Origin of the sequence: Pedobacter faecalis (genome assembly GCF_030182585.1) — a bacterium.
Taxonomy (GTDB): domain Bacteria; phylum Bacteroidota; class Bacteroidia; order Sphingobacteriales; family Sphingobacteriaceae; genus Pedobacter; species Pedobacter faecalis.
In genome coordinates this window covers 2,446,064-2,470,008 of the sequence record NZ_JARXOW010000001.1, presented here as the reverse complement: position 1 = coordinate 2,470,008, position 23,945 = coordinate 2,446,064, and the positions used below count along the sequence as shown (strand labels likewise).

The window sequence follows — 23,945 nt, the reverse complement described above, 5'->3', positions numbered from 1 at the left end:
TCAGTTGTATATATGTTGAGTCCCCGAAGGGAACGTTTTAAATTTGATTATTTTAACCAGCTGTAAAGATACATCTAAAAACAGAATTTTAGGATTCGCATTTCGCTCCACATGATAGTGCGCTTTCTCGAGCTCCTCTACCACCGCTTCGGCCATGGCCAGACTAAGCACGTTGGCCGACAGTTTCTTTGCGGTATCTAATGCATTCGCGGGCAGTTTAACCAGGTCTTCTGCACCGCTGAGCAGCAGACTGCACTCCCGCATAAAGCTGATGCCATATTTCAGAAAGTTCTTTTGATTTTCCCGGCCCCAGCCCGCGATCTGATCCACAAAGCCGATCAGGTCTGCCACCCTGTTGCCATAGCCCATCCTCAACCAACCGGAAAACAGGTCGGCATTCTCATTGTGCGTATTCACTATCAGCCGCTTCGCCTCAATCAGATTTCCGTCTGCCAGAAAACTGTACTCCCGCGCCTGGTTTTCGGACAGTCCAAAGCTTTCCAGCAGGTTTTCCTCAATAACCTCATCATCCAGTTTAGGTATTTTAACAATTTGCGTACGAGACAGCAAAGTGGGTAGGATTTGGTCCTGATTATGCGCTACCAATATAAATAACGTGTTCTGCGGCGGCTCTTCAATGATCTTAAGGAGACTGTTTCCTTCTTTATCGAGATACTCGGGCAGCCACATAATAAGCACCTTAGTAGGCGCCTCAAAGGCTTTGTAGCTCAACTTTTTGATGATATCGTGGCACTCGGCGATATTAATATTGGCCTGCTTGTTTTCCGCGTTCAGCCTGGAGCGCCAGGTATCCATATCGAAATAGATATCTTCCTGCAGCATATTTCTCCATTCTTCGAGCACATCTACCGCCGTTCGTATATCTTTGGAAGCAAAGAAGGGGTAAGAGAAATGCAGATCCGGATGGATGTACCGCTCATACTTTCGGCATGAAGCACAATTGCCACAGCTATCACCCTCCTGCCGGTCGCCACAGTTAAGATACTGTGCATAGGCTATGGCCAGAGGAAACGCCCCGCTACCATCGCACGACAAAAACAGCTGGGCATGACTTACCCGGTTGTCGTTTACCGACTGGATCAACTGCGCCTTCACAGCGTCCTGACCAATGATTTTCCTGAACTGCATGGCATGCAAAATAGTAAAAATAACGTAGAGAATGAACTCGGGGATACTGCCCGAGCAACAACAATATCCGAACGTGGTTACTTAATAATTGGTTATCTTTGGACCCATGCCCCGTATTATGGCCTTCGACTATGGAACAAAGCGTGTTGGTATTGCGGTTACCGACCCGATGCAGATCATTGCCACTGGTTTGGACACCGTGCATCCGAAGGATTTAGTGCAATATCTGAAAAATTATGTGGCTCGGGAAACTGTGGAGGCTTTTGTATTTGGCGACCCGAAACAAATGGATGGTACCCCTTCGGACTCCGCGCAGCATGTGAAGGGTTTTGCGCGTACCCTGAAAAAGACTTTCCCGGATATTCCACAGTATTGGGTCGACGAGCGATTCACTTCCAAACTGGCACATGAGACGGTGTTGCAGAGCGGGATCAGGAAGCAGGACCGGCAAAACAAGGAGCGTATTGATACCATTTCGGCTACGATCATTTTACAATATTTTATGGAGCAACCTCGTTTATAACAGCACAATATGAGCCTGATCAATGATGATATGCAGCAACTGCTGCTTCAATACTGTGAACCGGAAAGCGAGCTACTGAAGCACATAGACCGGCAAACCAATCTGAAGGTTTTGATGCCTCGAATGCTTTCGGGGCATTACCAGGGCCGCGTGCTGAGCATGGTGAGCAAGATGATTTCTCCAAAAAGGATACTGGAAGTAGGTACCTTTACGGGTTATGCCACACTATGCCTGGCCGAAGGTCTGCAGCATGATGGCATGCTGTATACGCTCGACATCAACGAAGAACTGGAAGACATGGTGCGTGAGAGCTTCGCGGCATCCCCTTTCAAGGATCAGATCAGGTATATTATCGGCGATGCGACAAGCACGCTTCAGGAGATTGACGAGGTGTTTGACCTGGTGTTTATTGATGCCGACAAGAAAAACAATGGGACATATTATGACATGGTGTTCGACCAGGTGCGGAGCGGAGGACTGATTATTGTGGATAATGTGCTCTGGAGCGGCAAAGTGCTGCAGGAAAAACAGGATAAGGACACAAAAAACATTACAGGTTTTAACGACAAGATCGCTGCCGATGACCGTGTAGAGAAGCTGATCCTTCCGGTTAGGGACGGTCTGTTTATCATTAGAAAAAAATAATTAACACTGAAAACGAGCGTTTTAATGAAATATAAACTGCTGGGCATTGCTGCAATTATCCTGTTTTTCTCGTCTTGTAAGACGAGACAATACAGCCGTAACAATAAAAAAATTGAAAAGGAAGCCACAAAAGCTAATCCTGAATACAAATCGCGGACAACCTTGTCTTATATAGAGGAGTTCAAGTCGGTAGCCATTGAAGAGATGAACAAGTACGGGATCCCAGCCAGTATCACGCTTGCGCAGGGCATCCTCGAGTCGGCCAGCGGCAACAGCAGTCTGGCGCGCTTTGCTAATAACCACTTCGGCATAAAATGTACGTCCGACTGGAAGGGAAAGGGGTATTATAAAGATGATGACCAGAAGGATGATTGTTTCCGGGTCTATAAGGACGCGCGTGAGTCGTACCGCGACCATTCGGAATTTTTAAAGCGCAAACGCTACAGTGCTTTATTCGAGCTCGACAAAAACGATTACCGCAATTGGGCTATGGGATTGAAAGCGGCGGGCTATGCGACCAACCCTAAATACCCGGAACTGCTGATCAACCTGATCGACAAGTATCAGTTATACCGCTACGATCAGCCTGAAACGGAAACGGAAAAATTGAAGCGGGAGGACAGGGTGTTTACAGAGATCAATGCCAACATTCCTAAAGAAGACAAGAAGTTTAAGCCCGTGGAGACGCCTCCGTCTAAACAGGTGCTTAAAGTGCCGGACACATTGAAAATCTCCGCTCCGCCGATAAACAACGACATCCCGCCTGCGCCGGTATACCGCCCATATAAGCAACGCGACAAAAAGCCTGTTGTGCTATCGCCCGCAACTCCGGAACCAACGTCCGCACCTGATCCGGCTGCTGTTCCAGCTGAAAAGAATTATGTCGTAAAACAGGGCGACACCCTCTTCAGTATCTCTAAACGTTTTAATATTTCGGTGGAGGACTTGAAAACGCTGAACGGTCTGACTGACTCCGGAATTAAAATTGGGCAGAAACTGATTGTAGTTAAATAATGTTAATATTTTACGGCTCATGATGTTATCTTGTAGCTTTGACTTTTCTAATGAAGATTTTAGGTCTGCTTATTCTTTTTTGCTCATGCGCTACAGGGGCCTTTGCTCAGACGGGCAACCTGCGGGGCTTTGTAATTGATACAGACACTAAACAACGTTTGGCAAAAGTCTATATTTATAACAGCAGTCGCGATGAGGGCATTTACAACAACACCAAGGGTGAGTTTGCCATCACCGCCGCGTCGGGCGACACGGTCTTTGCGATTCTGGAGGGATATTCGATAGATACGATAGTGTTTAACGGCCAGTCGTCGGTACTGTTTCAACTCAAATCGCGCGGAATTACGCTTAAAGAAGTGTCTATTATGGGCAGGAAGCTGACGCCTCAGGAACAATACGAGTTGACGCAGCGCGAATATAAATATGCCCTTGAAAGGGGTAAATCTAAAGACCTGCTCAATTTGGGTATGGGCGGCGTTGGATTGGGGATAGATGCAATTTATAACCTGCTAAGCCGGCAGGGAAAAAATGCGCGGCATTTGCAAAAAATCCTGGAGCGCGACTACCGGGAGTCGATCATTGATTACAGGTTCAGGCCGGAACACGTGAAGCAGGTACTGAATATCGGCGACCATGAAGCGCAGGATTTTATGCAGCAATACCGGCCTACGTACGAATTTGTGCTTAGTGCGTCTGACTATGCTTTTGTGGTGTATCTGAGGAACAGTTATGCAAGTTATAAGCGTAATCCAGCCGCTTTTCGCCTGCCTCCTTTGCCTAAGGTAAAAATGGAAGAGTTCTGATTAGAAAACTTTTATGCCCGTAATTAGTTTAGCATTAAACTTTTAATAAGTCACTTTTTTGCTTTACTTTGTATAAAATGAAGCCTTTTAAGATCTGTCTTTTTTTATTGCTCGGCGCAGTATCTCCTCTGTTTGCACAGGAGATAGATACGCTTCCTATTGAAACTAAAGGACTTGAAATTAAGTTAAAGCGGAGTCCTATCCCGGTGCGTATAACGCCCATGGTATTCAAACCTGTACAGATATTGCCGGTTGTGGTGGATGAAAAAGTAAACTACTGGAAGACGACCACGCAGATTGGCGTAGATGTAAATCAGGGCTCGTTTTCGAAGAACTGGAAAGCCGGTGGTGTAAACTCATTTGCCGTGGGTGGCATGTTGAATTACAGGACAGCCTACAGCAAGGAGGGCTACAGCTATACCAGCGAGGTAAGGCTGGAATACGGTAAGATCAAAAATAAGGACCAATTGCAGAAAAAAACGAAAGACCGTATCTTCTGGGATAACAAAGCGGGTTTGCAGCTGTCGAAGAGTTGGTTCTTCTTTGGATCGGTAACCCTTGAGACGCAGTTTGATGCGGGTTATGCCTATTACAGGGAAGAAGGGGAAGAGAAGTCGTCCTTGATTTCCAAGTTCATGTCTCCGGGATACCTTACGGAGTCTATCGGTTTTGAGTACAAACCTGTTCCTTATTTTTCAACAAGGATCGGTACGGGTACGGCAAAACAAACGTTTATGCTGGATACAACGGTAATAAACACCCGGTTTAACAACGGAAATTACGGCTTAAGAAAGCGTGAAGGTGCAAGGCCTCCTCAAACGTTCAGAAATGAGCTCGCCTTTCAGGTAACCAGCGAACTCCGCGATAAGGAAATCTTTAAGAATGTATTCCTCTATGCCCGTTATAACATGTTTATCCCTTACGACAGGCAGCTTGAGCATATTGACCACCGCTTGGATGTTACCTTGAAGTCTCAGATCAACAAGTTTATGCGGGTGCAGATCAACGGCGTAGGTCTGTTTGATAAAGATGCTGACCGCGAAATACAGGCCAGTCAAAACCTTTCCTTAGGTTTTGGGTTCACTTTCCCGAGATAAGTAAACAGGTACAAGCCTTATGTGGGGTCAAAAAATTCACTAACTTTGGAGCGAGTATAATCACCATAAATACAGGATTAAGAGATGTTTGAAAATTTACAGGATAAGCTGGACCGTGCGTTTAAAGTTTTAAAGGGTCAGGGTAGCATTACAGAGATCAACGTGGCCGAGACCATGAAGGAGATCCGTAAGGCGCTTTTGGATGCCGACGTAAATTATAAGACAGCGAAAACCTTTACGGATGAGGTGAAGCAGAAGGCGCTTGGTCAGAACGTTCTTACGTCTATCTCGCCCGGACAGTTGCTCACCAAGGTCATGAACGATGAGCTGACCTCCCTGATGGGTGGTGAGGTTACGGAGCTTGACCTTAAGAACAATCCTACGATTATCCTGATTGCGGGTTTGAACGGTGCGGGTAAAACGACCTTTACCGGTAAACTGGCAAACTTCCTTAAAGCTAAAGGTAAGAAGCCTCTTTTGGTGGCGGGCGACGTATATCGTCCTGCAGCGATTGATCAGTTGGAGGTTCTGGGCGGACAGGTCGGTGTGCCGGTGTATGTGAACCGCGACTCGAAAGACCCGGTAGGTATTGCCATGGAAGGTATTGCCGAGGGTAAAAAACAGAATAACAACGTTATTATCATAGATACAGCAGGCCGGTTGGCGGTAGATGAGCAGATGATGGATGAGATTGCCGCTGTTAAAGCCAATACTAAACCGCATGAAATCCTGTTCGTTGTTGATGCCATGACCGGACAGGATGCGGTTAACACTGCCAAGGCTTTTAACGACCGCCTTGATTTCACCGGGGTGGTTTTAACGAAACTTGATGGTGATACCCGAGGTGGTGCTGCGCTTTCTATCAAATCGGTGGTAAACAAGCCCATTAAATTTATTGGTACGGGTGAGAAAATGGAGGCGCTGGATGTATTCTATCCGGACCGTATGGCTTCCCGTATTCTGGGTATGGGTGACGTGGTTTCCCTTGTAGAGCGCGCGCAGCAGCAGTTTGACGAGAAAGAGGCTGCGGAACTTCAAAAGAAAATCCGTAAGAATAAGTTCGACTTCAACGACTTTTATAATCAGATCCAGCAAATTAAAAAGATGGGCAACATGAAGGATCTGATGGGGATGATCCCAGGCGTTGGCAAAATGATGAAGAACATCGAGATCGAAGATGATGCGTTTAAAGGTATTGAAGCGATCATCCAGTCTATGACGCCGTTTGAGAAGGAAAACCCGGATAGCATTCAGCAAAGCAGAAGGCTTAGGATCGCTAAAGGCTCGGGCCGACCTGTTGAGGAGGTTACTAAACTGATCAAGCAGTTTGAGGACATGCGTAAGGTGATGAAGCAATTCTCAAATCCGGCCGCTGCGGCAAAGATGATGAGAAACATGCCGAAAATGCCTCAGGGAAGAATGTAGTCTTCTGCCTAAAAAAATAAATTTCTTTTACGGCAACCGTCGTGGCGGTAAATCAGCTTAATTTAGACAAGGGCAACGAGCCCCTCGTAAAAGCTATGCTGGTAAAAACATATGGAGGCGCCGTATTTGGTGTCAATGCGCTTACGATAACGCTTGAGGTGAGCATTGGTGGTGGCAATAGGTATCATATCGTTGGCTTGCCCGACAATGCGATCAAGGAAAGTCTGCGCAGAGTAGAAAACGCGATCCAGTCGGCCGGCCTCAAAATGCCCAGACAGAAAATTGTGATTAACCTGGCGCCTGCCGACATCAGGAAGGAAGGTTCTGCATACGATTTACCTATTGCTATTGGCATCCTGGCAGCTTCAGGTCAGATTGAAGCGGACGACATAGGCAATTACTTTATTATGGGCGAGCTCTCGCTCGACGGGACACTCCAGCCGTTTAAAGGTGCTTTGCCAATCGCAATACAAGCAAGACAGGCTGGCTTCGGTGGCTTTATTCTGCCGGACGCAAATGCTGGGGAAGCAGCTATTGTAAGCGATATTTCGGTATATGGCATGCGCACGCTGCCCGAAGTGGTTAGCTTTTTTACCGGAGGCCAGAGACCTGAACCGGTGGAGGTAAATACCCGCGCTGACTTTTTCAGGAGTATAAACCGGTATCCTCACGACTTTGCTGATGTTAAGGGCCAGGAAAACATCAAACGCGCGATGGAGATTGCAGCTGCTGGCGGGCATAACCTGATTCTGATTGGTCCACCGGGCGCGGGAAAAACGATGCTGGCCAAGCGGTTGCCAACGATCCTTCCTCCCCTTAGTCTGCATGAAGCGCTGGAGACCACGAAAATTCATTCTGTCGCGGGTAAGTTAAGTGCCGCAAATGCCTTGATGACCGAACGCCCTTACCGCAGTCCGCATCACACAATCTCGGATATGGCATTGGTTGGCGGTGGAGCTAATCCGCAGCCTGGGGAGATCTCCCTTGCGCATAACGGCGTACTATTTCTGGATGAACTTCCGGAGTTTAAAAGAAGCGTACTGGAAGTGATGCGTCAGCCGCTGGAAGACAGGAATGTGGTGATATCAAGAGCAAAGATGTGTGTGGATTACCCCGCCAGCTTCATGCTTATCGCCTCTATGAATCCGTGCCCATGTGGTTTCTTTAACCACCCCGAGCGCGAATGTACCTGTAGTCCGGGCGAGGTTCAGCGCTATCTTGGAAAGATTTCAGGACCCTTGCTGGACCGGATTGACCTGCACGTGGAAGTAACCCCTGTTGACTTTAATGCCTTGACATCTGCTGCGGAGGCTGAGCCGAGCAGTGCGATTCGCGAAAGGGTGATCGCTGCCAGGGCAGTGCAAACGGAAAGATTCAGGCAGCAGGAATCGCTGCACTACAACGCGCAAATGAGCCCCAATATGGTCCGCGCAGTTTGTAAAATTAATCCTGACGGACAGCAGTTAATTAAGCGTGCCATGGAAAAACTTGGGCTTTCGGCCAGGGCGTATGACCGTATACTGAAGGTTTCGCGCACCATTGCGGATCTGACGGGGACACCGGAAATCCGCCTGGAGCATTTGGCGGAGGCAATCCATTACCGCAGCCTGGACAGAAGCAGCTGGAACCGGTAGATTAATCTTCGTCCTCGTCTTCGTCCAGTTCATCACCTTCTGCAGGAGGCACATAGGCAACGATTTCACGGCCGATTTGATTGATCTCTTCGTCGGCCTCAAAGTCAGGTGTACCGGTCTCAGCATCCAACTTGATCCACTGGGTATCGGTATCTCTTTGAATAAGAGCGTATTCTTTTCCGTCCTTATATATGGCGTAGGTATCATTTCCTTCAGGAAATACCGCATAGTTCACATCGCCGAGTATGATATCAAATGGTTGCTGCATGGCTACTGTTTTATTCTGGTGTAAAGATAATCAGAATTACGGAGCTGTTTCAGCACTTAGAAGTCGAATTTCAATCGGAGACCGGTACCCATGAAGCGCAGGTTTTCTTTGGAAATTTCCTTCATCGGCACCTTCATAAAGGGTTCTATGGAAATTGCCTTGTCGCCCGCTATTTTCTGCCTGAATCCAAAAGAAAAATTATAGAAGCCAAGGTAGTTCTGCTGGTTGACCTCAGACCGCGGAGCCTCCTCTCTGGCTTTCTCGGCAACAATGACGGTTTTAAAGCTGTCTTCCTCACCGGCCAGGGTCGGGGCGTTCTGCACCAGGCGCTCCTGTATATAGGTGTTGTTCTGGCGCTGATTGATGACCGCGAAAGCCGAGACGCCTACGTTTGCATATACCTTTTCGCTGAAGCGGTATTTTACTTCCAGCGGGATGTCTATTCCTACTACCCTGGCATCCACAGACTCCAGGCTTTTCGATTCGCTGGCGATGGCAGTCTTCGCAGGCGATTCCATCAGCCGGTTGTCCTCAGTACCTTTAGATGCCGCCATTTCATTATAAGAGAGCCCTGAGCTTAACGATACTTTATCGGAAAGCGCGTAGGCCATACTTAAGCCGTAACCCATATTCAATTTGCCTGCATTGCCTACAGAGGGCGCCAGCATAACGCCGACTTCCCACTTGTCGGCCGCGGACGAAGCATCTTTTTTAGGCTGAGCCTGGTTCCTCGCCGACTCGAGCGCCAGGAACGTTTCGATATCGTTCCTTCTGGCTGTCACCGGCGTAGTTGTTGTTTCTTCCTGAGGACGGGCTACTCTCTCTGAGGCCGACTGTTCCAGCTTAGGTACAACATTGGCTATGTTATATGCCGGGTTCTTAGCGATTGCCTGTACCGGACTAGCTTCAGGGTCCTGCGCAACGGCATATCCCTGCGTTTCAGTGCCCGGAGTTACCGCAGGATAAACAATGATCTGCTCCCGTTTTGAAATATGCGTTTCAGATGCCGTTGTTTCGGGGGCCTTCTGAATACCCGTATCTTCAATCTTTGTAAGTCCTGGCTGTTCCTGAGCCGGAATCAATGAATCTGGTGTTTGCGTCTGGTTAAAGAAGAACAATTTGGCTACGATGAGTCCCACTGCAGCAGCAGAGCCTATTGCGCCGAGCCATAATATAAGCGGCTTGCGTCCTGGCTGCTTCTTCGTACTAAATTCTTCCCATGCGCCCGGGCGATAAGGCTCCTCATGCCCGATCAAACCCTCCCGAATACGGGCAATCAGCTCGTCCTCTCCTGGCTCTCTATGATCAGTTGGTCGCATAAACATGACTTAAATTTTTAACATATAAATCCCTCAGCCTTGTCTTGGCTCTGGTAAGATAAACCCTGCTCGAGCTTTCAGAGATACTCAGTGCCCTGGAAATCTCATCGTGCGAGAAGCCTTCGATTTCATACATATTGAAAATAAGGCGCTGGGTTTCCGGGAGGGCATTGAGCAGGCTCATGATGTCCCGCACGTTAAGTTGAGTGATGGCGTTTAGATGGGTAACTGGCTGGTCGCCCTCTGCAATATCGTCTATTGAGGTAAACTCTTTTCTGGCTCTGAGAAAATCGATCGCAGTTCGGGATGATATTCTGGCAATCCATCCCTTGAAAGCCTTCTGAAGCTGGTCGTCCTCTTTAGGAAAACTGAATTGTGCGATGTTTTTAAATATCTTAATAAAACTGTCGTTGACAAGTTCCTCCGCGTCATCGCGGTTGTTTACATAGCGTAAAATAACCCCAATAATGTATCCGTAAAATGATTTGTAGACCATTTCTTTGCATTTGGTGTCGTTATTTAAGCAACCTTTGATTGCTTGATGCAAATGGAGCATTCCTATTTGGGAATTCGTTTTATATCAGTCAGTTGACCCGCAAATATCCTGGATATTTTTTAATTAATGAAGCCGGAACCAACATAAGTCCCGGCTGTCGGTTTGCCTGGCACAGGGCCTAGTGAGCAAAAACGTTTACGGCCAGCTTCAACTGATCATCATCAGATTCTGCAAGGCCTTTTACCCAAATGGTATAGATCTTATTTGCTTCAATCTTTACGTTGGCGACGGTAGCTACCACGGCGCCGGTTTCTTTATCCTCCGCATTGAACGTAATATTCTGTGCCGGATCTATGTTTACAAATTCCGTGTATTGCTTAAACGTTTTGTTTGTAAATAAGTCGGTGTCTTTACCCGCTATAGCCAAATTTAGGGCCGGAGCATCCGGACTCATATGCACAAACCGCACTTTCGCCTTACCACTCTGCGGGTACGACAGATCATCTTTAATCATGACATACTTCAACTGGTCAAATTTATCGGCAACAAACAAGGTATACCCTTTTTGAACCTCAAAGTCAAAGCCTTCCGAAAGCAGGTTCGCGGTTGTTCCTCTTTTCTTTACAATAATGGTCCTATTTCCAGTGATCAGATTCAAATAACCGATCTTACCTCCAAAACTGAAGGCGGTATTGTTGGGCACTAAGGTGTTTTCGACATAAACATCAAGCTTCTCTGCTGTGGGAGAGGCATGCACAACGTTTAGTCCGGCGATTTCAGGAGGCGTAAAATCGTCATCATCTTTTGAACACGCGGATAAAACGATTGCACCAAAGGCCAGTGCTGCGAAAGTTCTTGAGATGGTTTTAATATTTGTTAAAATCTTCATAGTGTTTGTCTCTTTAAATTTGTTTCAATCTTGTTATGGCCGCTAACAGTTTGATACTAAAACGGGCAAAGCTGACAAAACGCTACATCGAATTAAAAAACATAAAAAAAGCCGGCTGATTGCTCAGCCAGCTCATGATCTGTTAAGGATCGCTTAATTAAATGAGTTCTACGCTTCTGCTGACAAATGCCGTTAGTTCGGCTCCCGTTAGCATGCCTTGCGCAAGTAATGCTAAGTCCATCGCCTGCTTGGCAAGCATAGTTTTGGTCTCTTCGTCTGTTGCAGCCGCTATTTTTCCGATGAGCTTGTGGTTGCCATTTACTGCTACTTTATAACTATCAGGCATACTGCCGTAGAAACCCATGCCTCCGCCCATTGCGGCCATGTCTTTCATTCTTCGCATAAACTCGTCCATAGTGACGGTCACGGGCAGCTCTTCAGGATTGAGTCCTACGATCTCAACGGTGTAGCCCGGCTTCGAAATAGCTTTCTCGAAGATTTCTTTAACCTGCTGTGATTGCTCCTCGGTAAGTACAGATTCGATCTGCTCGTCTTTTTCGATAAGCTTGCTGGCAACGCTTGAATCGACACGCTTCAGCGAAGTTTTCTCAAGCTTTTGTTCGAGATGGCTCACGAAATGGTTGTCGATCGGAGAATTCATGACCAATACATCGTAGTCCTTTTTGCCTGCCGACTGGATAAAGCTGTCCTGCTTAGCCGGGTCATTAGCGTAAATGTAAACAACCTGGCCGTTTTTATCGGTTTGTATGTCCTTCACCTTTTCGCGATATTCCTCCAGGGTATAGTGCTCCTCTTTGGTGTTTGTAAGCAGCGCAAAGTCTTTGGCCTTTTCGTAAAATTTCTCTTCGCTTACCATACCGTATTTAACAAAAAGGCCAATATCTGTCCATTTTTCTTCAAACGCCCTACGGTCTTTATTAAACAACTCCTGAAGCTTGTCGGCTACTTTACGTGTAATATAGTTGTTGATCTTCTTAACGTTGCTGTCGGCCTGAAGGAAGCTTCGTGATACGTTTAGCGGAATGTCCGGAGAATCTATTACACCGTGTAAAAGCATTAAAAACTCTGGAACAATGTCTTTAACCTCGTCGGTAATAAATACCTGGCGGGAGAACAACTTGATTTTGTTACGCTGAAACTCGTAGTCGTTCTTCAGTTTAGGGAAATATAGTACCCCGGTCAGGTTAAATGGATAGTCTACATTAAGATGTATCCAGAAAAGCGGATCCTCGGAGAATGGATACAACTGTTTATAAAAGTCGAGATAATCCTGATCTGACAAATCTGCAGGCGCTTTGGTCCAGATCGGATTCGTGGTGTTGATGATATTATCAACTTCCACGCTTTTGTATTTTGGCTTTCCTTCTTCATCTTCTCCGTCCGGCTCCTGCTCGGTTTTGGTGCCGAACTTAATGGGAACAGGAAGAAACTTTCCATACTTGTCGAGGATTCCTTCTAACTTAAACTTGTCCAGAAACTCTTCAGACTCTGCGTTGATATGAAGAATAATGTCTGTTCCCCGAGTAGTGCGGCTACCTGCAGTAATTTCGTAGGTAGTGCTTCCGTCGCACACCCAACGAGCAGCTTCCGCTCCCTCCTGGTAAGACAGGGTCTGAATCTCGACTAAGTCGGCCACCATAAAGGCAGAATAAAATCCAAGCCCGAATTTGCCAATGATCTCGTTGGCATCTTTTGCGTCCTTGAACTTCTCTACGAATTCGCTTGCGCCCGAGAAAGCCACTTGGTTAATATATTTCTTTATCTCTTCGGCACTCATCCCCAGTCCGTTGTCGGATATGGTTATGGTCTTCTTCTCCTTATCGAGTGCCACCTCTACCAGCGGCGCTCCTAGCTCTCCGTTATACTGGCCCAGCGATGAAAGTCGTCTAATTTTCTGCACCGCATCAACGGCATTGGAAACGAGTTCTCTCAAGAAAATCTCGTTGTCGGAATAAAGAAATTTCTTGATAATAGGAAAAATGTTCTCCGTGTGGATGGATATGGTTCCTTTTTCTTCTACGCTCATATTTTTAACTTTTAAAAGTACATGTGCTGCATATCAAGGCCTATTCCAAAAATAATTTTGTTGTCAAATTGACAGTCGGCTTTAATCAAACCGCAGCAGTCAATTTACTTTGTGTACCTTTGTGCGGAATGGAATATAATGTTCACACGTTGCCTAATGGCATACGCTTGCTCCACGTCCCCTCAGCTTCTCCGATTTCACATGCCTGCATTGTTATCAATAGCGGCTCCAGAGATGAAGCCGATGATAAAAGTGGCCTTGCGCATTTTATAGAACATCTGATCTTTAAGCGCACCGAGAAGCGAACGACAAACCAGATCCTAAACAGGCTTGAGAGCGTGGGAGCCGATTTAAACGCTTATACTACAAAGGAATACACCTGTATTCATGCTTCATTTCTCAACCCCTATCTGGATCGTACCCTAGAACTCTTTAACGACATCGTTTTTCATTCTACATTTCCTGAGGATGAGATGGAGAAGGAGAAAAGTGTGATCCTGGATGAAATAGCGTCATATCTCGATCAGCCGGAAGAAGCCATATATGATGATTTTGAAGATCTGATATTTGCGGGAAATGCGCTTGGCCGAAATATACTTGGTTCCTCAGAAAGCGTTATGTCGATCACTCGAGCTGATATATTCAAGTTTCTTGCCTTTAAATACCGGACAAGCGAGATTGTGGTTGCCGTTTTGGGTAATTATAGTTTTAACAGAGCCAAGGCTGTGTTTACAAAGCACTATGCTGACATTGCTGAAAACACGCCCTCGCTAACGCGCACGCCTCCTAAAAAGGTTCGTCCGCGAGCTATTGTTGAACAGAAGCCGATTCAGCAGGTTCACGCAGTATTAGGCGCTCAGGCGTACTCGCTGCACCATGAGTATAAAACCGGTTTACTCTTGCTCAACAACTTCCTTGGGGGTAATGGGATGAGTTCCGTCTTAAACCTGCAGATCAGGGAAAAGCATGGCATTGCCTACACGATCGAGTCGAGCTACAGCCCGCTAAGCGATACTGGCCTTTTCACCATATATTTCGGAACGGACAAGGAGAAGGTTGACAAGGCATGGATGCTGATTAACAGAGAACTGAAAAAAATAAAGGACAAGCCTTTATCACCCATACAGCTTCAAAAAGCAAAGCAGAAACTTATCGGTCAGATTGCATTGGGTGAAGAGAACCGTATCGGTCTGATCATTTCGATGGCAAAGAGCCTGCTCGACTATGGGTTTGTGGATAGTTTGCAGACGGTTTTCAATAAAATAGAAGCGGTATCTTCTGACGCGCTTGCTGACATTGCTAATGAGGTGCTCGACGAAGAAAACCTGAGTTCCCTGAGCTTTTTTCCTATAAGCTAATTTACTACTTTTGCCAAATGAAGTTACCGATTGTAGCCTACGGAGATCCTGTCTTAAAAAAGGTCTGTACACCAATTGATGCATTTTATCCTGACCTGGATAAGTTGATAAGCAATATGTTTGAAACCATGTATAATGCAAGCGGTGTAGGACTTGCTGCTCCACAGGTTGGCCTGGCCATAAGGTTGTTTATTGTTGACACGAGCGGCGGGGACGACAAGGATAAGGATCGTTACAAGAAGGTTTTTATCAACGCTGAGATCATTGAAGAAAGCGGCGAACCCTGGGCTTTTAACGAAGGCTGCCTCAGTATTCCAGATATTCGTGAGGACGTGATGCGAAAGCCGAACGTGCGCATCAGATATTATGATGAGAACTGGGTGCTGCAGGAAGAGGAGGTTACAGGTATGCCTGCGCGCGTCATACAGCATGAATATGATCATATTCAGGGAACGCTCTTCACAGATAAGCTTGGCTTACTCAGAAAACGTATGTTGAAGAGCAGGCTGGACGCCATTTCAAAAGGCAACGTAAAGGCGGAATATAAAATGCGCTTCCCTAACCAATCCAAGAGGCGTTAGTTATCTGAACTTCTGCTTTTATCACCGCTGAAGATCGATTGCATGAGTTTTCCCCATGCAAATGGATTCAGCAAAGGGTTTGTCTGAACCATGTTCTTATTCAACGCCCTGTCGTGATTGAGGCGGTAGTTGATACTGGATATCTCTCCGGCATCCCGTGGTAGATTCTGGATCATCCCATTAAGGTTTTCCCGTGACAGGTTCTTATTTGCAATGACATAGTCATCATCTGCAACTTTCATCGTCATAAACTGACGCGTAAACTCTTCAACGGTAGCCCAGGGAAAGACCCGGACGGTAGGCAGGTTTATGATCTCGGCTTTCATTTTTACCATTGCCGTATATTTGGTGTCGTCGATCTTTCCGGGGATGACTAACATCTGTTCACGATACCCCACGGCAGAATAAAGTATAGTATCACCAGGATGGGCAATAAACGAAAAAAAGCCCTTGTAGTTTGCCGCGTACCTCTGGTCTTTGTTGGTAAGGTTAGTTACCGTAACATAAGGCACCGCGGTATTGCTGTCGAGGTCCGTAATGATCCCGGAAAACTGGATCAGTTTCTTGCTGACAGGAGTCTGCTGCGCAAACAGCGGGGCCGCAAGGAAGAAGGACAAGACAATTAACAAATACCTCATATATACAAAGATAGCTACTGTATAAACAACGCTTCCGTTAAATAGTGTTAAAAGATCATACGGGCTCGGTCAGGTTGATCGCTTCAACCCCGGTGATTTCTGGTACAGCTTTAATGATGGCTTGCTCTATGCCTGCTTTCATCGTCATAAAACTCATCTTGCAAGAGCCGCAATTACCCAATAATCGTAATTTAACTACTTTTTCCGGCGTAATCTCTTCAATCGCTACGTCACCCCCATCTGCCACCAGATATGGTCTGATGGTTTCTAATGCCTGCTCAACTTGTTCTGTTAAATTCATTGGATCTTTATTAAAATATAAAAATAGTAAATTTTTATGAATTAACCTTTTGCGCATTGTTTATAGCAACCTGCTGGGCTACTTTCCCTGCAATGACAGAGAATGTTTTCGCAAGCAGATCCTCGTTGTTCAGCGCTATCGGCTTTCCCTGGTCACCTGCTTCGGATACGCTTTGAAGGATAGGGATTTCACCCAGGAACGGCACACGGAAAGACTCAGCGAGTGTCTTGCCTCCGTCTTTACCGAAAAGGTAATACTTGTTTTCCGGTAGTTCGGCCGGAGTAAAATATGACATGTTTTCAATAACCCCAAGCACCGGGATATTGATTCCCTGCATCATAAACATGGCTAGTCCTTTCCGGGTATCTGCCAGAGCTACCTGCTGAGGGGTGGTGACTATTACTGCTCCAGCTATCGGGAAACTTTGTGCAATGGTGATATGGATGTCTCCGGTTCCAGGAGGCAGATCTACAACCAGGTAGTCAAGTTGGCCCCAGTCGGCCTCACTAAATAACTGCTTCACGGCATTTGAAGCCATGGGCCCGCGCCACGGAACTGGTTGATCAGGATCTGCAAAAAACCCCAGGGACAACAGTTTGATGCCATATTTTTCAACCGGGGTAATAAGCGCCTTTCCGCCGGTTGTTTCGGTGGCTCCGGGTTTAATCCCTGTAACTCCAAACATTGTCGGTATGGAGGGTCCGTATATATCCGCATCGATAAGACCTACCTTCGCTCCTGTTGCAGCAAGCGCAACTGCCAAATTGCTCGACACGGTCGACTTACCTACGCCTCCTTTGCCAGATGAGACAAGCACAATGTTTTTGATGTCTTTCAACTGCGAGCTGTCAAGAGGCCTGGTTACCCGGGAAGTGACCTCTATAGAAACCTGGGCCTGGTTGTTCACTAAATGTTTGATGGCATTTGTGCAGGCATTGGTCAGCATATCTTTCATCGGACACGCTGGCGTTGTCAATTCTAATGTGAACGAGACATGAGGACCATCTATCTTCAGATTCTTGATCATGTTCAGGGATACAAGATCTCTTTTAAGGTCGGGATCCTCGACATGACTTAGTGCTGTTAGAACTTGTTCTGGGGTAATTATCATTGCTCAAATTTAAACAAAACAGGCCTACAAATCGTTGACATTAGGGTTTTTAGTGTAATTTTAACACGAAAAAAACATTTATCCACTACATTTGATCAACTCTGTACCACAGCATGCTTCCTAAAAAATTGAACATTCCTGCGAAATATTTGAAAATGGGCGCCTGGATTATTGGGGTTATTTTGCTGTTGTTATTGGTTTTTGGCACTGTGGCCTATACGAAGCGCGAGTCATTGCTAAAAAAGGTTATGGCAAAAGCGGTAAACAAAGCGGATTCAGACTACGATCTTCTGGTTAAGATTGGTTCAGCAGATTTTAGCGGGTTGAGTACCGTGCGTATGAAAAGTGTAACCGTGGTGCCGAAAGAGCGGGACACGCTGCTGACGATTTCGGACATGACTGTTGGTGTTAAACTGTTCCCTTTGCTCTTCGGAGATGTTAAGCTTTCGGAGGTTAACCTGACTGATGGAAAAGTACAGGCCGTTTTTAGAGATTCTGTAAGCAATCTAGATTTTATTCTTAAGAGAAAAAAACGCGAAAATGCGGAATCCCAGGGGGAGCTTAATCTGGCAGATGTAGCCCATAATATCGTGAACCAACTGCTATATAAGATTCCGGATCAGATGGCCGTGAAAAATTTTGTGCTTGATGTGAATGACAACGATACCGCTAAGCTCTCCTTCAGAGTTACTGAGGCGAATATCGACGACGGAGACTTCTCCTCTACGGTGTTGGTAAACTCGGGTGAAGCGACCTGGCACCTCTCAGGTTTGCTGAAGCCTGGAAAAAAGCAGCTTGACGTTAAGCTATATGCCGAAAAAGGAAGCGTAGAACTGCCTTATTTGAACAATAAGCTACATGCACGCATTCGGTTCGACACGGTCAGAACTCAGATGACAAATGCGCACAATTCGGGTGAAGGATATAGGATCGAGGGATCATGGGCTGTTCATAACTTGCTCTTCAATCATTCCAAAATCGCCTCAAATGACATCGTGATCAGGGATGCCAAGATAGACGCGGATATGCTTGTTGGAAAAAATTACGTTGCCCTGGATAGTTCTTCCTCCATTTTCCTTCGGGATGTTGAACTTAGGCCTTACCTGAAGTATACGCTTAAACCGAACAAGATATACGAACTGAAACTGAGGATTCCTGAACAGGACGCTCAACAGCTATTTAATTCGCTGCCTGCTGGCCTGTTTGAATCGCTGGAGGGCATCAAGGTCGCCGGAAAAGTTCGTTACGACCTCTATTTTCATTTAGACAGCAGCATACCCGACAGTGTTAAATTTTCTTCGGGGCTAACACCCAATGGCTTTAAGATACTTCAATGGGGTAAAACAAATCTTCAGAAAATCAATAAAGACTTCATCTACACGCCTTATGAATATGGAAAACCCATGCGTGATATCCTGATTGGCCCGGCAAATGCTAACTTCACGCCGCTGAACGAGGTGTCCAGCAACTTCAAAAACGCCATACTCACCTCAGAAGACCCGTCGTTCTTTTCCCATAAAGGTTTCGTTCAGGAATCGATCAGGAAATCATTTGCGGTGAATTTTAAAGAGAAACGCTTCGTTCGTGGCGGAAGTACGATCTCCATGCAGCTCGTTAAAAACGTTTTTCTTAGCCGACAAAAAACATTGGCCAGAAAGGCGGAAGAGATATTGATCGTATGGCTGATTGAAAATAACCGGCTTATAAGCAAAAACAGAATGCTTGAGGTGTATTTCAACATCATTGAGATGGGACAGAACATCTATGGGATCGGCGAAGCGTCACGGCATTATTTTGGAAAGCATCCTTCGGAACTTAACATTGGCGAGGGTATATTTCTTGCGAACATTGTGCCGAGGCCGAAAATAGCTATGTATAAATTTGGCAGTGATGGCGGCCTGAAGGGGTATATGTATAATTACTTTCGTTATATCGGGAATATCATGGCCCGCAGGGGCCTGACGCCGCCCGACACCAATGGCTACGGTTTTTACACCGTCAGGCTACGAGAAGGATTGAGGCAATACCTTTTGCCAGATTCAGCGACAATTGATACGAATGCGGTAGAATTAGACGATCAGCTACCCCCTATCGAAACCCAGGACGATTCCAAGTCCCTTTTTGACCGTCTTTTCGGTGGATCAAAACGTGACACCGTATCAAAGACGGCTCCTTCGGACACCGTCGAAAAGTCGAGACGGGAATTACGGAGAGAACGCCGGGAACAAAGAAGAAGAGAGAACAACACTGAACAGCCTTAACCATCGCCATGAACACCATTCAAGTAGCGGATAAATATTTTGAAATCCTGATTGAAAACGATCAGATTAAAAAAAGAACCCGTTTAATTGGGATCCAACTGAACGTTGATTATGAGACAAGGTGTCCGATTTTCATTGGGGTGCTAAACGGTGGGTTTATGTTCATGGCAGACCTCCTCAAAGAGATCAGCGGCTCCTGTGAGGTCAGCTTCATAAAGGTCTCCTCGTATCAGGGCCAGGAAACCAGCGGAGAAATTAAAGAAATCTTTGGCCTTCCGAAGAACCTACATAACCGCGATGTTATTATTGTGGAAGATATTATTGATACGGGTTTAACGCTACGATATATTCTTGATCGCATTCAGGAGCAGAACCCTGCTTCAGTGGCCATATGTACTTTATTATCTAAGCCGGCTGCTTTGCGTACCGAGATTAACGAACAACAATATATCGGTTTTGAAATAGCCAATAACTTCGTTGTTGGCTACGGATTAGACTATGATGGGCTCGGAAGAAACCTAAAGGACATTTATAGCGCCAAATCAGTTTGATCCGGTTGCGTCGAATGCGATATTTTTTTCCGAATTTTGTGCTTAGCATTAATTAATACCATGACCATACACAAGGAAGGATACACCACGATTGCTTTGTCACTGCTTTTTATTTTTGTTTTAAATGCAGTTGTAGATTATAAATATGCTGACGTAGCAGGGTTGCGGTGGATCACCTATATCTTTTCGCTTGCTTTATTCCTTATCGTTCTGCAGTTTTTCAGAAATCCGAAAAGACTATTTACATCGGGGGAAAACCTTGTGATATGCCCGGCAGACGGAAAAGTCGTTGTTATCGAAGAAACTGAAGAAGGCGAATATTTTCAGGACAGGCGTCTTCAGGTCTCTATATTTATGTCGCCCGTAAATGTTCATATTAATCGGAACCCCATTTCGGGTATGGTAAAATACTTTAAGTATCATCCCGGAAAATATCTTGCAGCCTGGAATCCAAAATCTTCCACCGAAAATGAGCGCACAACAGTAGTAGTAGAACATAAAAATGGCAGTGCAGTGCTTTTTCGTCAAATTGCGGGTGCACTTGCCCGAAGAATTGTGTGGTATGTGAAAGAGGGAGACCAGGTGGAACAAGGCAAGGAGTTTGGCTTTATAAAATTCGGATCCCGCGTAGACGTATTTCTTCCACTTGGGACTAAAGTAGACCTCCAGCTTGGGCAAATGGTAAAGGGCGGCGTGACCGTGCTCGGAGAGCTTAAATAGCCTTTATACCGCCCTTCATTACAACAATTGCTTCAATGCGATCTCGAAAGCAGTTTTGGAAAGCCCCGTTTTAGACCTTGACTGAACAAAGATGGCCTGCATCGCTTCATATATCACGTTGGATGCATCCGTAAATATTGCATCATCGCTCATCTCTACATTGCGTTGCATCAGGTAGGCAAATACGCGTGCCATTCCGCAGTTAGATATGAAATCCGGAATCAAGGCTATGTGGTTGTCAACCTGTTCCATGATGTTACCAAAGAAAATCTCCTTATCAGCGAAGGGAACATTCGCCCCGCATGCAACCACTTCAAGGCCATTGTTAATAAGTTGATTTACCTCGCTTAACGTGACCAGCCTTGACGCTGCAGCAGGCACAAAAATCTCTGCCCCTGTTTGCCATATCTGCGCATATACATCATCAAAAGACATTAAATCCGGAGCAACCAGGGTATTATTGAGTCTATTGTTAAAAAGCTGCGCGACCTCATCGGGACCGAGCCCTTCGTTTTTAATAACCCCGCCTACCCGGTCAATAATACCAACGATTTTTACGCCGTTCTGCGATAAATAATATCCAGCAGCGGCGGCTACATTGCCCCAGCCCTGGATAATCGCCCGCTTACCTTCTAGCTGGCCTCCCCAGATATTATAATAGTGGCGTATAGACTCTGCTACCCCATAACCTGTAATCATGTCGGCAACCTTATATTTGCGCTTGATGTCGGGCGTGTACGCAGGATCCTCGAGTACTTTAGACACTCCATAGCGAAGCTGACCGATCTGATGTATGCGTTCATTTTCCCGAGCCTGGTAATGCCCGTTAATTACACCTTCCTGAGGGTGCCACAAGCCATAATCTTCCGTGATCGGGATAACTTCGTGAATCTCATCGACATTAAGATCTCCGCCGGTGCCGTAATAGCTCTTTAAAATGGGCATCACAGCTTTATACCATCTTTCTAAGACCTCCTTTTTCCTCGGATCTGCAGGATCGAAGTTAATGCCAGACTTTGCACCACCTATGGGTGGGCCGGATACCGTAAATTTAACCTCCATGGTTTTGGCGAGGGATTCTACTTCACGTTTGTCGAGCCCCTTCCGCATCCGGGTTCCTCCTCCTGCCGCACCACCCCGCAGAGAGTTTATCACTACCCATCCCTCTGCTTCCGACTCCCGGTCCTTCCATTCAAAAACAATTTCAGGCTTCTTTTCTTCGAATTTTTTTAAAAGTTCTTTCATGATGTGTCAGACAACCAAACTTTTTGGCTATCTCATAAGTTAGTTGACCGCAAACTTAGATAAAAAAAAAGCCCCCAGAAAACCTGGAGGCGATATTTTTAAGGAATATGGAACTATACTCTTTTTGACTTGATGCGGGCAGCTTTACCGGTAAGTTCACGCAAATAGAATAGTTTTGCACGACGAACTTTACCATAGCTATTCACTTCAATTTTAGCGATATTTGGTGAGTTGATCGGGAATATACGTTCAACACCCACACCATTGGACATTTTACGAACGGTGAAGGTCTCATTAGCACCTACGCTATTACGTTGTAATACAACACCCTGGTAAATCTGAACCCGTTCTTTATTACCCTCGCGAATCTTATAGTGAACGCTCACTGTATCTCCTGATTTGAATGCAGGAACCTCATTTTTTGCGACTACCTGTTCTTCAACAAATTTTACTAAATCCATGATTTTAAGCTATTAAGCCGACTTTTGTTCTCTAAAAATCGGATTGCAATATTATGAATATTATTTGATAAAAAAAAGCATAATTTATTTTTTTCCACAATGCTTTTGATTTCAACAACCATTAATCTTTTAGCAGGTCGGGACGCCTGTCTTTCGTTCGCGCCAGGGCTTGCTCGTACCGCCATTCACTGATTTTAGCTTCATGTCCGCTGAGCAGGACATCCGGCACCCTGTGCCCGTTCCAGTCAGCCGGCCTAGTGTAAACAGGGGCGTCCAGAAGATCGCCCTGAAAGCTGTCTGAAAGCGCAGAAGTTTCGTCATTGAGTACGCCGGGTATCAAGCGAACGACCGCATCAACTAATACAGCGGCAGGAAGTTCCCCTCCTGACAAAACATAGTCCCCAATGGATATTTCCCGCGTAACATACAAATCCCTGATGCGTTGGTCTATTCCTTTGTAATGCCCGCATAGTATAATCAGATTTTGGTTAACCGAAAGTTCGTTGGCTACTGACTGATTAAACGTCTTCCCATCTGGCGTCATGAAAATAACATCGTCATACATACGCTCCTGCCTTAGTGCTTCTATACATTTTGCAAAAGGCTCTATAGACATTACCATCCCGCTCCCACCTCCGTACGGGTAGTCGTCAACACTTTTCTGCTTGTTAGACGCGTAGTCCCGCAGATTGTGTACGACGATTTCCGCCAGTCCCTTCTTTTGACTGCGCTGCAAAATTGAGTGGGCAAAGGGGCTTTCCAGCAAGCCTGGCAGAACGGTTATAATATCGAAACGCATGTGCAAATCTACAATTTATAGGTAAACGTCGAGCAAGCCTTCCGGTAATTGAACAAGCAGGCGTTTTTCCTCATCGTCGACCTCCTGAATAAACTCATCTGTAAGCGGGAACATTATTTCCTTTTCCTGATACTTCACTGTGGCTACAAACTGTTGCGGATATTCATGCACCTGTATCACTTTGCCCAGTGCTCCAAGTTTTTCGTCGGTTACGAAAAACCCTACAAGGTCTTCATAATAAAACTCATCTGGCGTCCGCTCCGGCTTCTTAGAGAAAGGTAGATATATTCGCTTTTTTAATAGGATCTGCGCTTTGTCTATGTGATCCAGATCATCAAAGGTAAAGTAGCCGGTATTATTCGTATGCAATTTGTAAGATGCCGTAAAGAAGGGTACCATCTTGCCTTGAATATCAGCAAATAGCACGCTTAAATCCAGCTCTGAGGGACTGTCATATTCAAAGAAAATTTGGACTTCTCCCTTCAGTCCGCGGGTCTTTGTGATATATCCGATATAAAACGCCTCTTCCTGTGTCATGAGTATTATAAATAGAGTCAAAAAAAAAGCGAAGGATTTTTCCAGTCAGAAAATCCTTCGCCATCATTGAGTA

General features: G+C 45.8%; 25 protein-coding genes. 12 read left to right on the top strand and 13 right to left on the bottom strand.

Going from position 1 to position 23,945, the window contains the following annotated elements; genetic code table 11:
- Positions 1–1,149, bottom strand: a complete 1,149-nt coding sequence (locus QEP07_RS11215; protein WP_285010183.1) for a DNA polymerase III subunit — start codon at positions 1,147–1,149, stop codon at positions 1–3.
- Positions 1,150–1,255: 106 nt separating this feature from the next.
- On the opposite strand from QEP07_RS11215, the gene ruvX reads away from it, so the two are divergent.
- The 7 genes from ruvX to QEP07_RS11180 all read left to right on the top strand — a co-directional run bounded on the left by ruvX (position 1,256) and on the right by QEP07_RS11180 (position 8,290).
- A complete protein-coding gene (ruvX, locus tag QEP07_RS11210) occupies positions 1,256–1,672 on the top strand; it encodes a Holliday junction resolvase RuvX (protein WP_285010182.1) in 417 nt (138 codons plus the stop codon).
- Between the two features lie 9 nt (positions 1,673–1,681).
- On the top strand, positions 1,682–2,317 hold the full coding sequence (locus tag QEP07_RS11205; RefSeq protein ID WP_256002625.1) for an O-methyltransferase: 636 nt from the start codon (positions 1,682–1,684) through the stop codon (positions 2,315–2,317).
- Between the two features lie 24 nt (positions 2,318–2,341).
- Positions 2,342–3,331 carry a glucosaminidase domain-containing protein gene (locus tag QEP07_RS11200; RefSeq protein ID WP_285010181.1) on the top strand — a complete coding sequence of 330 codons (990 nt, stop codon included), beginning with the start codon at positions 2,342–2,344 and terminating at the stop codon, positions 3,329–3,331.
- Positions 3,332–3,381: 50 nt separating this feature from the next.
- Positions 3,382–4,134 (top strand): hypothetical protein, encoded by a 753-nt coding sequence (locus QEP07_RS11195; RefSeq protein ID WP_285010180.1) that lies wholly within the window; start codon positions 3,382–3,384, stop codon positions 4,132–4,134.
- Between the two features lie 77 nt (positions 4,135–4,211).
- The gene (locus QEP07_RS11190; protein WP_256002632.1) at positions 4,212–5,231 is read left to right on the top strand and encodes a DUF3078 domain-containing protein; all 1,020 of its coding nucleotides are present in this window, start codon (positions 4,212–4,214) and stop codon (positions 5,229–5,231) included.
- Between the two features lie 84 nt (positions 5,232–5,315).
- A complete protein-coding gene (gene ffh, locus QEP07_RS11185) occupies positions 5,316–6,656 on the top strand; it encodes a signal recognition particle protein (protein WP_285010178.1) in 1,341 nt (446 codons plus the stop codon).
- Between the two features lie 95 nt (positions 6,657–6,751).
- Entirely contained in the window at positions 6,752–8,290 is a 1,539-nt protein-coding gene (locus QEP07_RS11180) for a YifB family Mg chelatase-like AAA ATPase (RefSeq protein ID WP_285010746.1), read from the top strand.
- 1 nt (position 8,291) lies between these two features.
- Here the strand turns inward: QEP07_RS11180 and QEP07_RS11175 are convergent, their stop codons facing one another.
- From QEP07_RS11175 to htpG, 5 genes are all read right to left on the bottom strand, one after another.
- Positions 8,292–8,558: a hypothetical protein gene (locus QEP07_RS11175; RefSeq protein WP_285010176.1), complete on the bottom strand. Its 267-nt coding sequence runs from the start codon at positions 8,556–8,558 to the stop codon at positions 8,292–8,294.
- A gap of 56 nt (positions 8,559–8,614) precedes the next feature.
- Complete coding sequence (locus QEP07_RS11170; protein WP_285010174.1) at positions 8,615–9,883, bottom strand: porin family protein; 1,269 nt, start codon at positions 9,881–9,883, stop codon at positions 8,615–8,617.
- The gene (locus QEP07_RS11165; protein WP_285010173.1) at positions 9,864–10,373 is read right to left on the bottom strand and encodes an RNA polymerase sigma factor; all 510 of its coding nucleotides are present in this window, start codon (positions 10,371–10,373) and stop codon (positions 9,864–9,866) included. The genes QEP07_RS11170 and QEP07_RS11165 overlap by 20 nt, the downstream gene beginning before the upstream one ends.
- A 178-nt stretch (positions 10,374–10,551) precedes the next feature.
- On the bottom strand, positions 10,552–11,262 hold the full coding sequence (locus QEP07_RS11160) for a DUF4397 domain-containing protein (protein ID WP_285010172.1): 711 nt from the start codon (positions 11,260–11,262) through the stop codon (positions 10,552–10,554).
- Positions 11,263–11,419: 157 nt separating this feature from the next.
- The gene (htpG, locus tag QEP07_RS11155) at positions 11,420–13,309 is read right to left on the bottom strand and encodes a molecular chaperone HtpG (protein ID WP_285010171.1); all 1,890 of its coding nucleotides are present in this window, start codon (positions 13,307–13,309) and stop codon (positions 11,420–11,422) included.
- A 128-nt stretch (positions 13,310–13,437) separates the two neighbouring features.
- On the opposite strand from htpG, the gene QEP07_RS11150 reads away from it, so the two are divergent.
- Together QEP07_RS11150 and def are read left to right on the top strand one after the other, a co-directional pair.
- Positions 13,438–14,667: a M16 family metallopeptidase gene (locus QEP07_RS11150; RefSeq protein WP_285010169.1), complete on the top strand. Its 1,230-nt coding sequence runs from the start codon at positions 13,438–13,440 to the stop codon at positions 14,665–14,667.
- Between the two features lie 17 nt (positions 14,668–14,684).
- Entirely contained in the window at positions 14,685–15,248 is a 564-nt protein-coding gene (gene def, locus QEP07_RS11145; RefSeq protein WP_285010168.1) for a peptide deformylase, read from the top strand.
- Here def and QEP07_RS11140 read toward each other — a convergent pair.
- The 3 genes from QEP07_RS11140 to QEP07_RS11130 are packed head-to-tail and all read right to left on the bottom strand — an operon-like array spanning position 15,245 to position 17,298.
- Entirely contained in the window at positions 15,245–15,886 is a 642-nt protein-coding gene (locus QEP07_RS11140; protein ID WP_256002654.1) for a peptidase associated/transthyretin-like domain-containing protein, read from the bottom strand. The two genes, def and QEP07_RS11140, sit on opposite strands and share 4 nt — an antisense overlap.
- 55 nt (positions 15,887–15,941) lie before the next feature.
- On the bottom strand, positions 15,942–16,187 hold the full coding sequence (locus QEP07_RS11135; protein WP_256002656.1) for a NifU family protein: 246 nt from the start codon (positions 16,185–16,187) through the stop codon (positions 15,942–15,944).
- 34 nt (positions 16,188–16,221) lie between these two features.
- Positions 16,222–17,298: an Mrp/NBP35 family ATP-binding protein gene (locus QEP07_RS11130; protein WP_285010166.1), complete on the bottom strand. Its 1,077-nt coding sequence runs from the start codon at positions 17,296–17,298 to the stop codon at positions 16,222–16,224.
- Positions 17,299–17,411: 113 nt separating this feature from the next.
- Between QEP07_RS11130 and QEP07_RS11125 the strand changes: the two genes are divergently transcribed.
- The 3 genes from QEP07_RS11125 to QEP07_RS11115 are packed head-to-tail and all read left to right on the top strand — an operon-like array spanning position 17,412 to position 20,830.
- The gene (locus tag QEP07_RS11125; protein ID WP_285010165.1) at positions 17,412–19,559 is read left to right on the top strand and encodes a transglycosylase domain-containing protein; all 2,148 of its coding nucleotides are present in this window, start codon (positions 17,412–17,414) and stop codon (positions 19,557–19,559) included.
- An 8-nt stretch (positions 19,560–19,567) separates the two neighbouring features.
- Positions 19,568–20,110, top strand: a complete 543-nt coding sequence (gene hpt, locus QEP07_RS11120) for a hypoxanthine phosphoribosyltransferase (protein WP_256002659.1) — start codon at positions 19,568–19,570, stop codon at positions 20,108–20,110.
- 60 nt (positions 20,111–20,170) lie between these two features.
- Positions 20,171–20,830, top strand: coding sequence for a phosphatidylserine decarboxylase family protein (locus tag QEP07_RS11115; RefSeq protein ID WP_285010163.1), 660 nt, complete (start codon positions 20,171–20,173; stop codon positions 20,828–20,830).
- A gap of 18 nt (positions 20,831–20,848) precedes the next feature.
- Here the strand turns inward: QEP07_RS11115 and QEP07_RS11110 are convergent, their stop codons facing one another.
- From QEP07_RS11110 to rimM, 4 genes are all read right to left on the bottom strand, one after another.
- Positions 20,849–22,075: a Glu/Leu/Phe/Val dehydrogenase dimerization domain-containing protein gene (locus QEP07_RS11110; RefSeq protein WP_256002664.1), complete on the bottom strand. Its 1,227-nt coding sequence runs from the start codon at positions 22,073–22,075 to the stop codon at positions 20,849–20,851.
- 113 nt (positions 22,076–22,188) lie between these two features.
- Positions 22,189–22,536: a 50S ribosomal protein L19 gene (gene rplS / locus QEP07_RS11105; RefSeq protein ID WP_256002666.1), complete on the bottom strand. Its 348-nt coding sequence runs from the start codon at positions 22,534–22,536 to the stop codon at positions 22,189–22,191.
- A 121-nt stretch (positions 22,537–22,657) separates the two neighbouring features.
- Positions 22,658–23,335 (bottom strand): tRNA (guanosine(37)-N1)-methyltransferase TrmD, encoded by a 678-nt coding sequence (gene trmD / locus QEP07_RS11100; RefSeq protein ID WP_285010162.1) that lies wholly within the window; start codon positions 23,333–23,335, stop codon positions 22,658–22,660.
- Between the two features lie 15 nt (positions 23,336–23,350).
- Positions 23,351–23,872, bottom strand: a complete 522-nt coding sequence (gene rimM / locus QEP07_RS11095) for a ribosome maturation factor RimM (protein ID WP_285010161.1) — start codon at positions 23,870–23,872, stop codon at positions 23,351–23,353.
- Positions 23,873–23,945 lie beyond the last annotated feature (73 nt).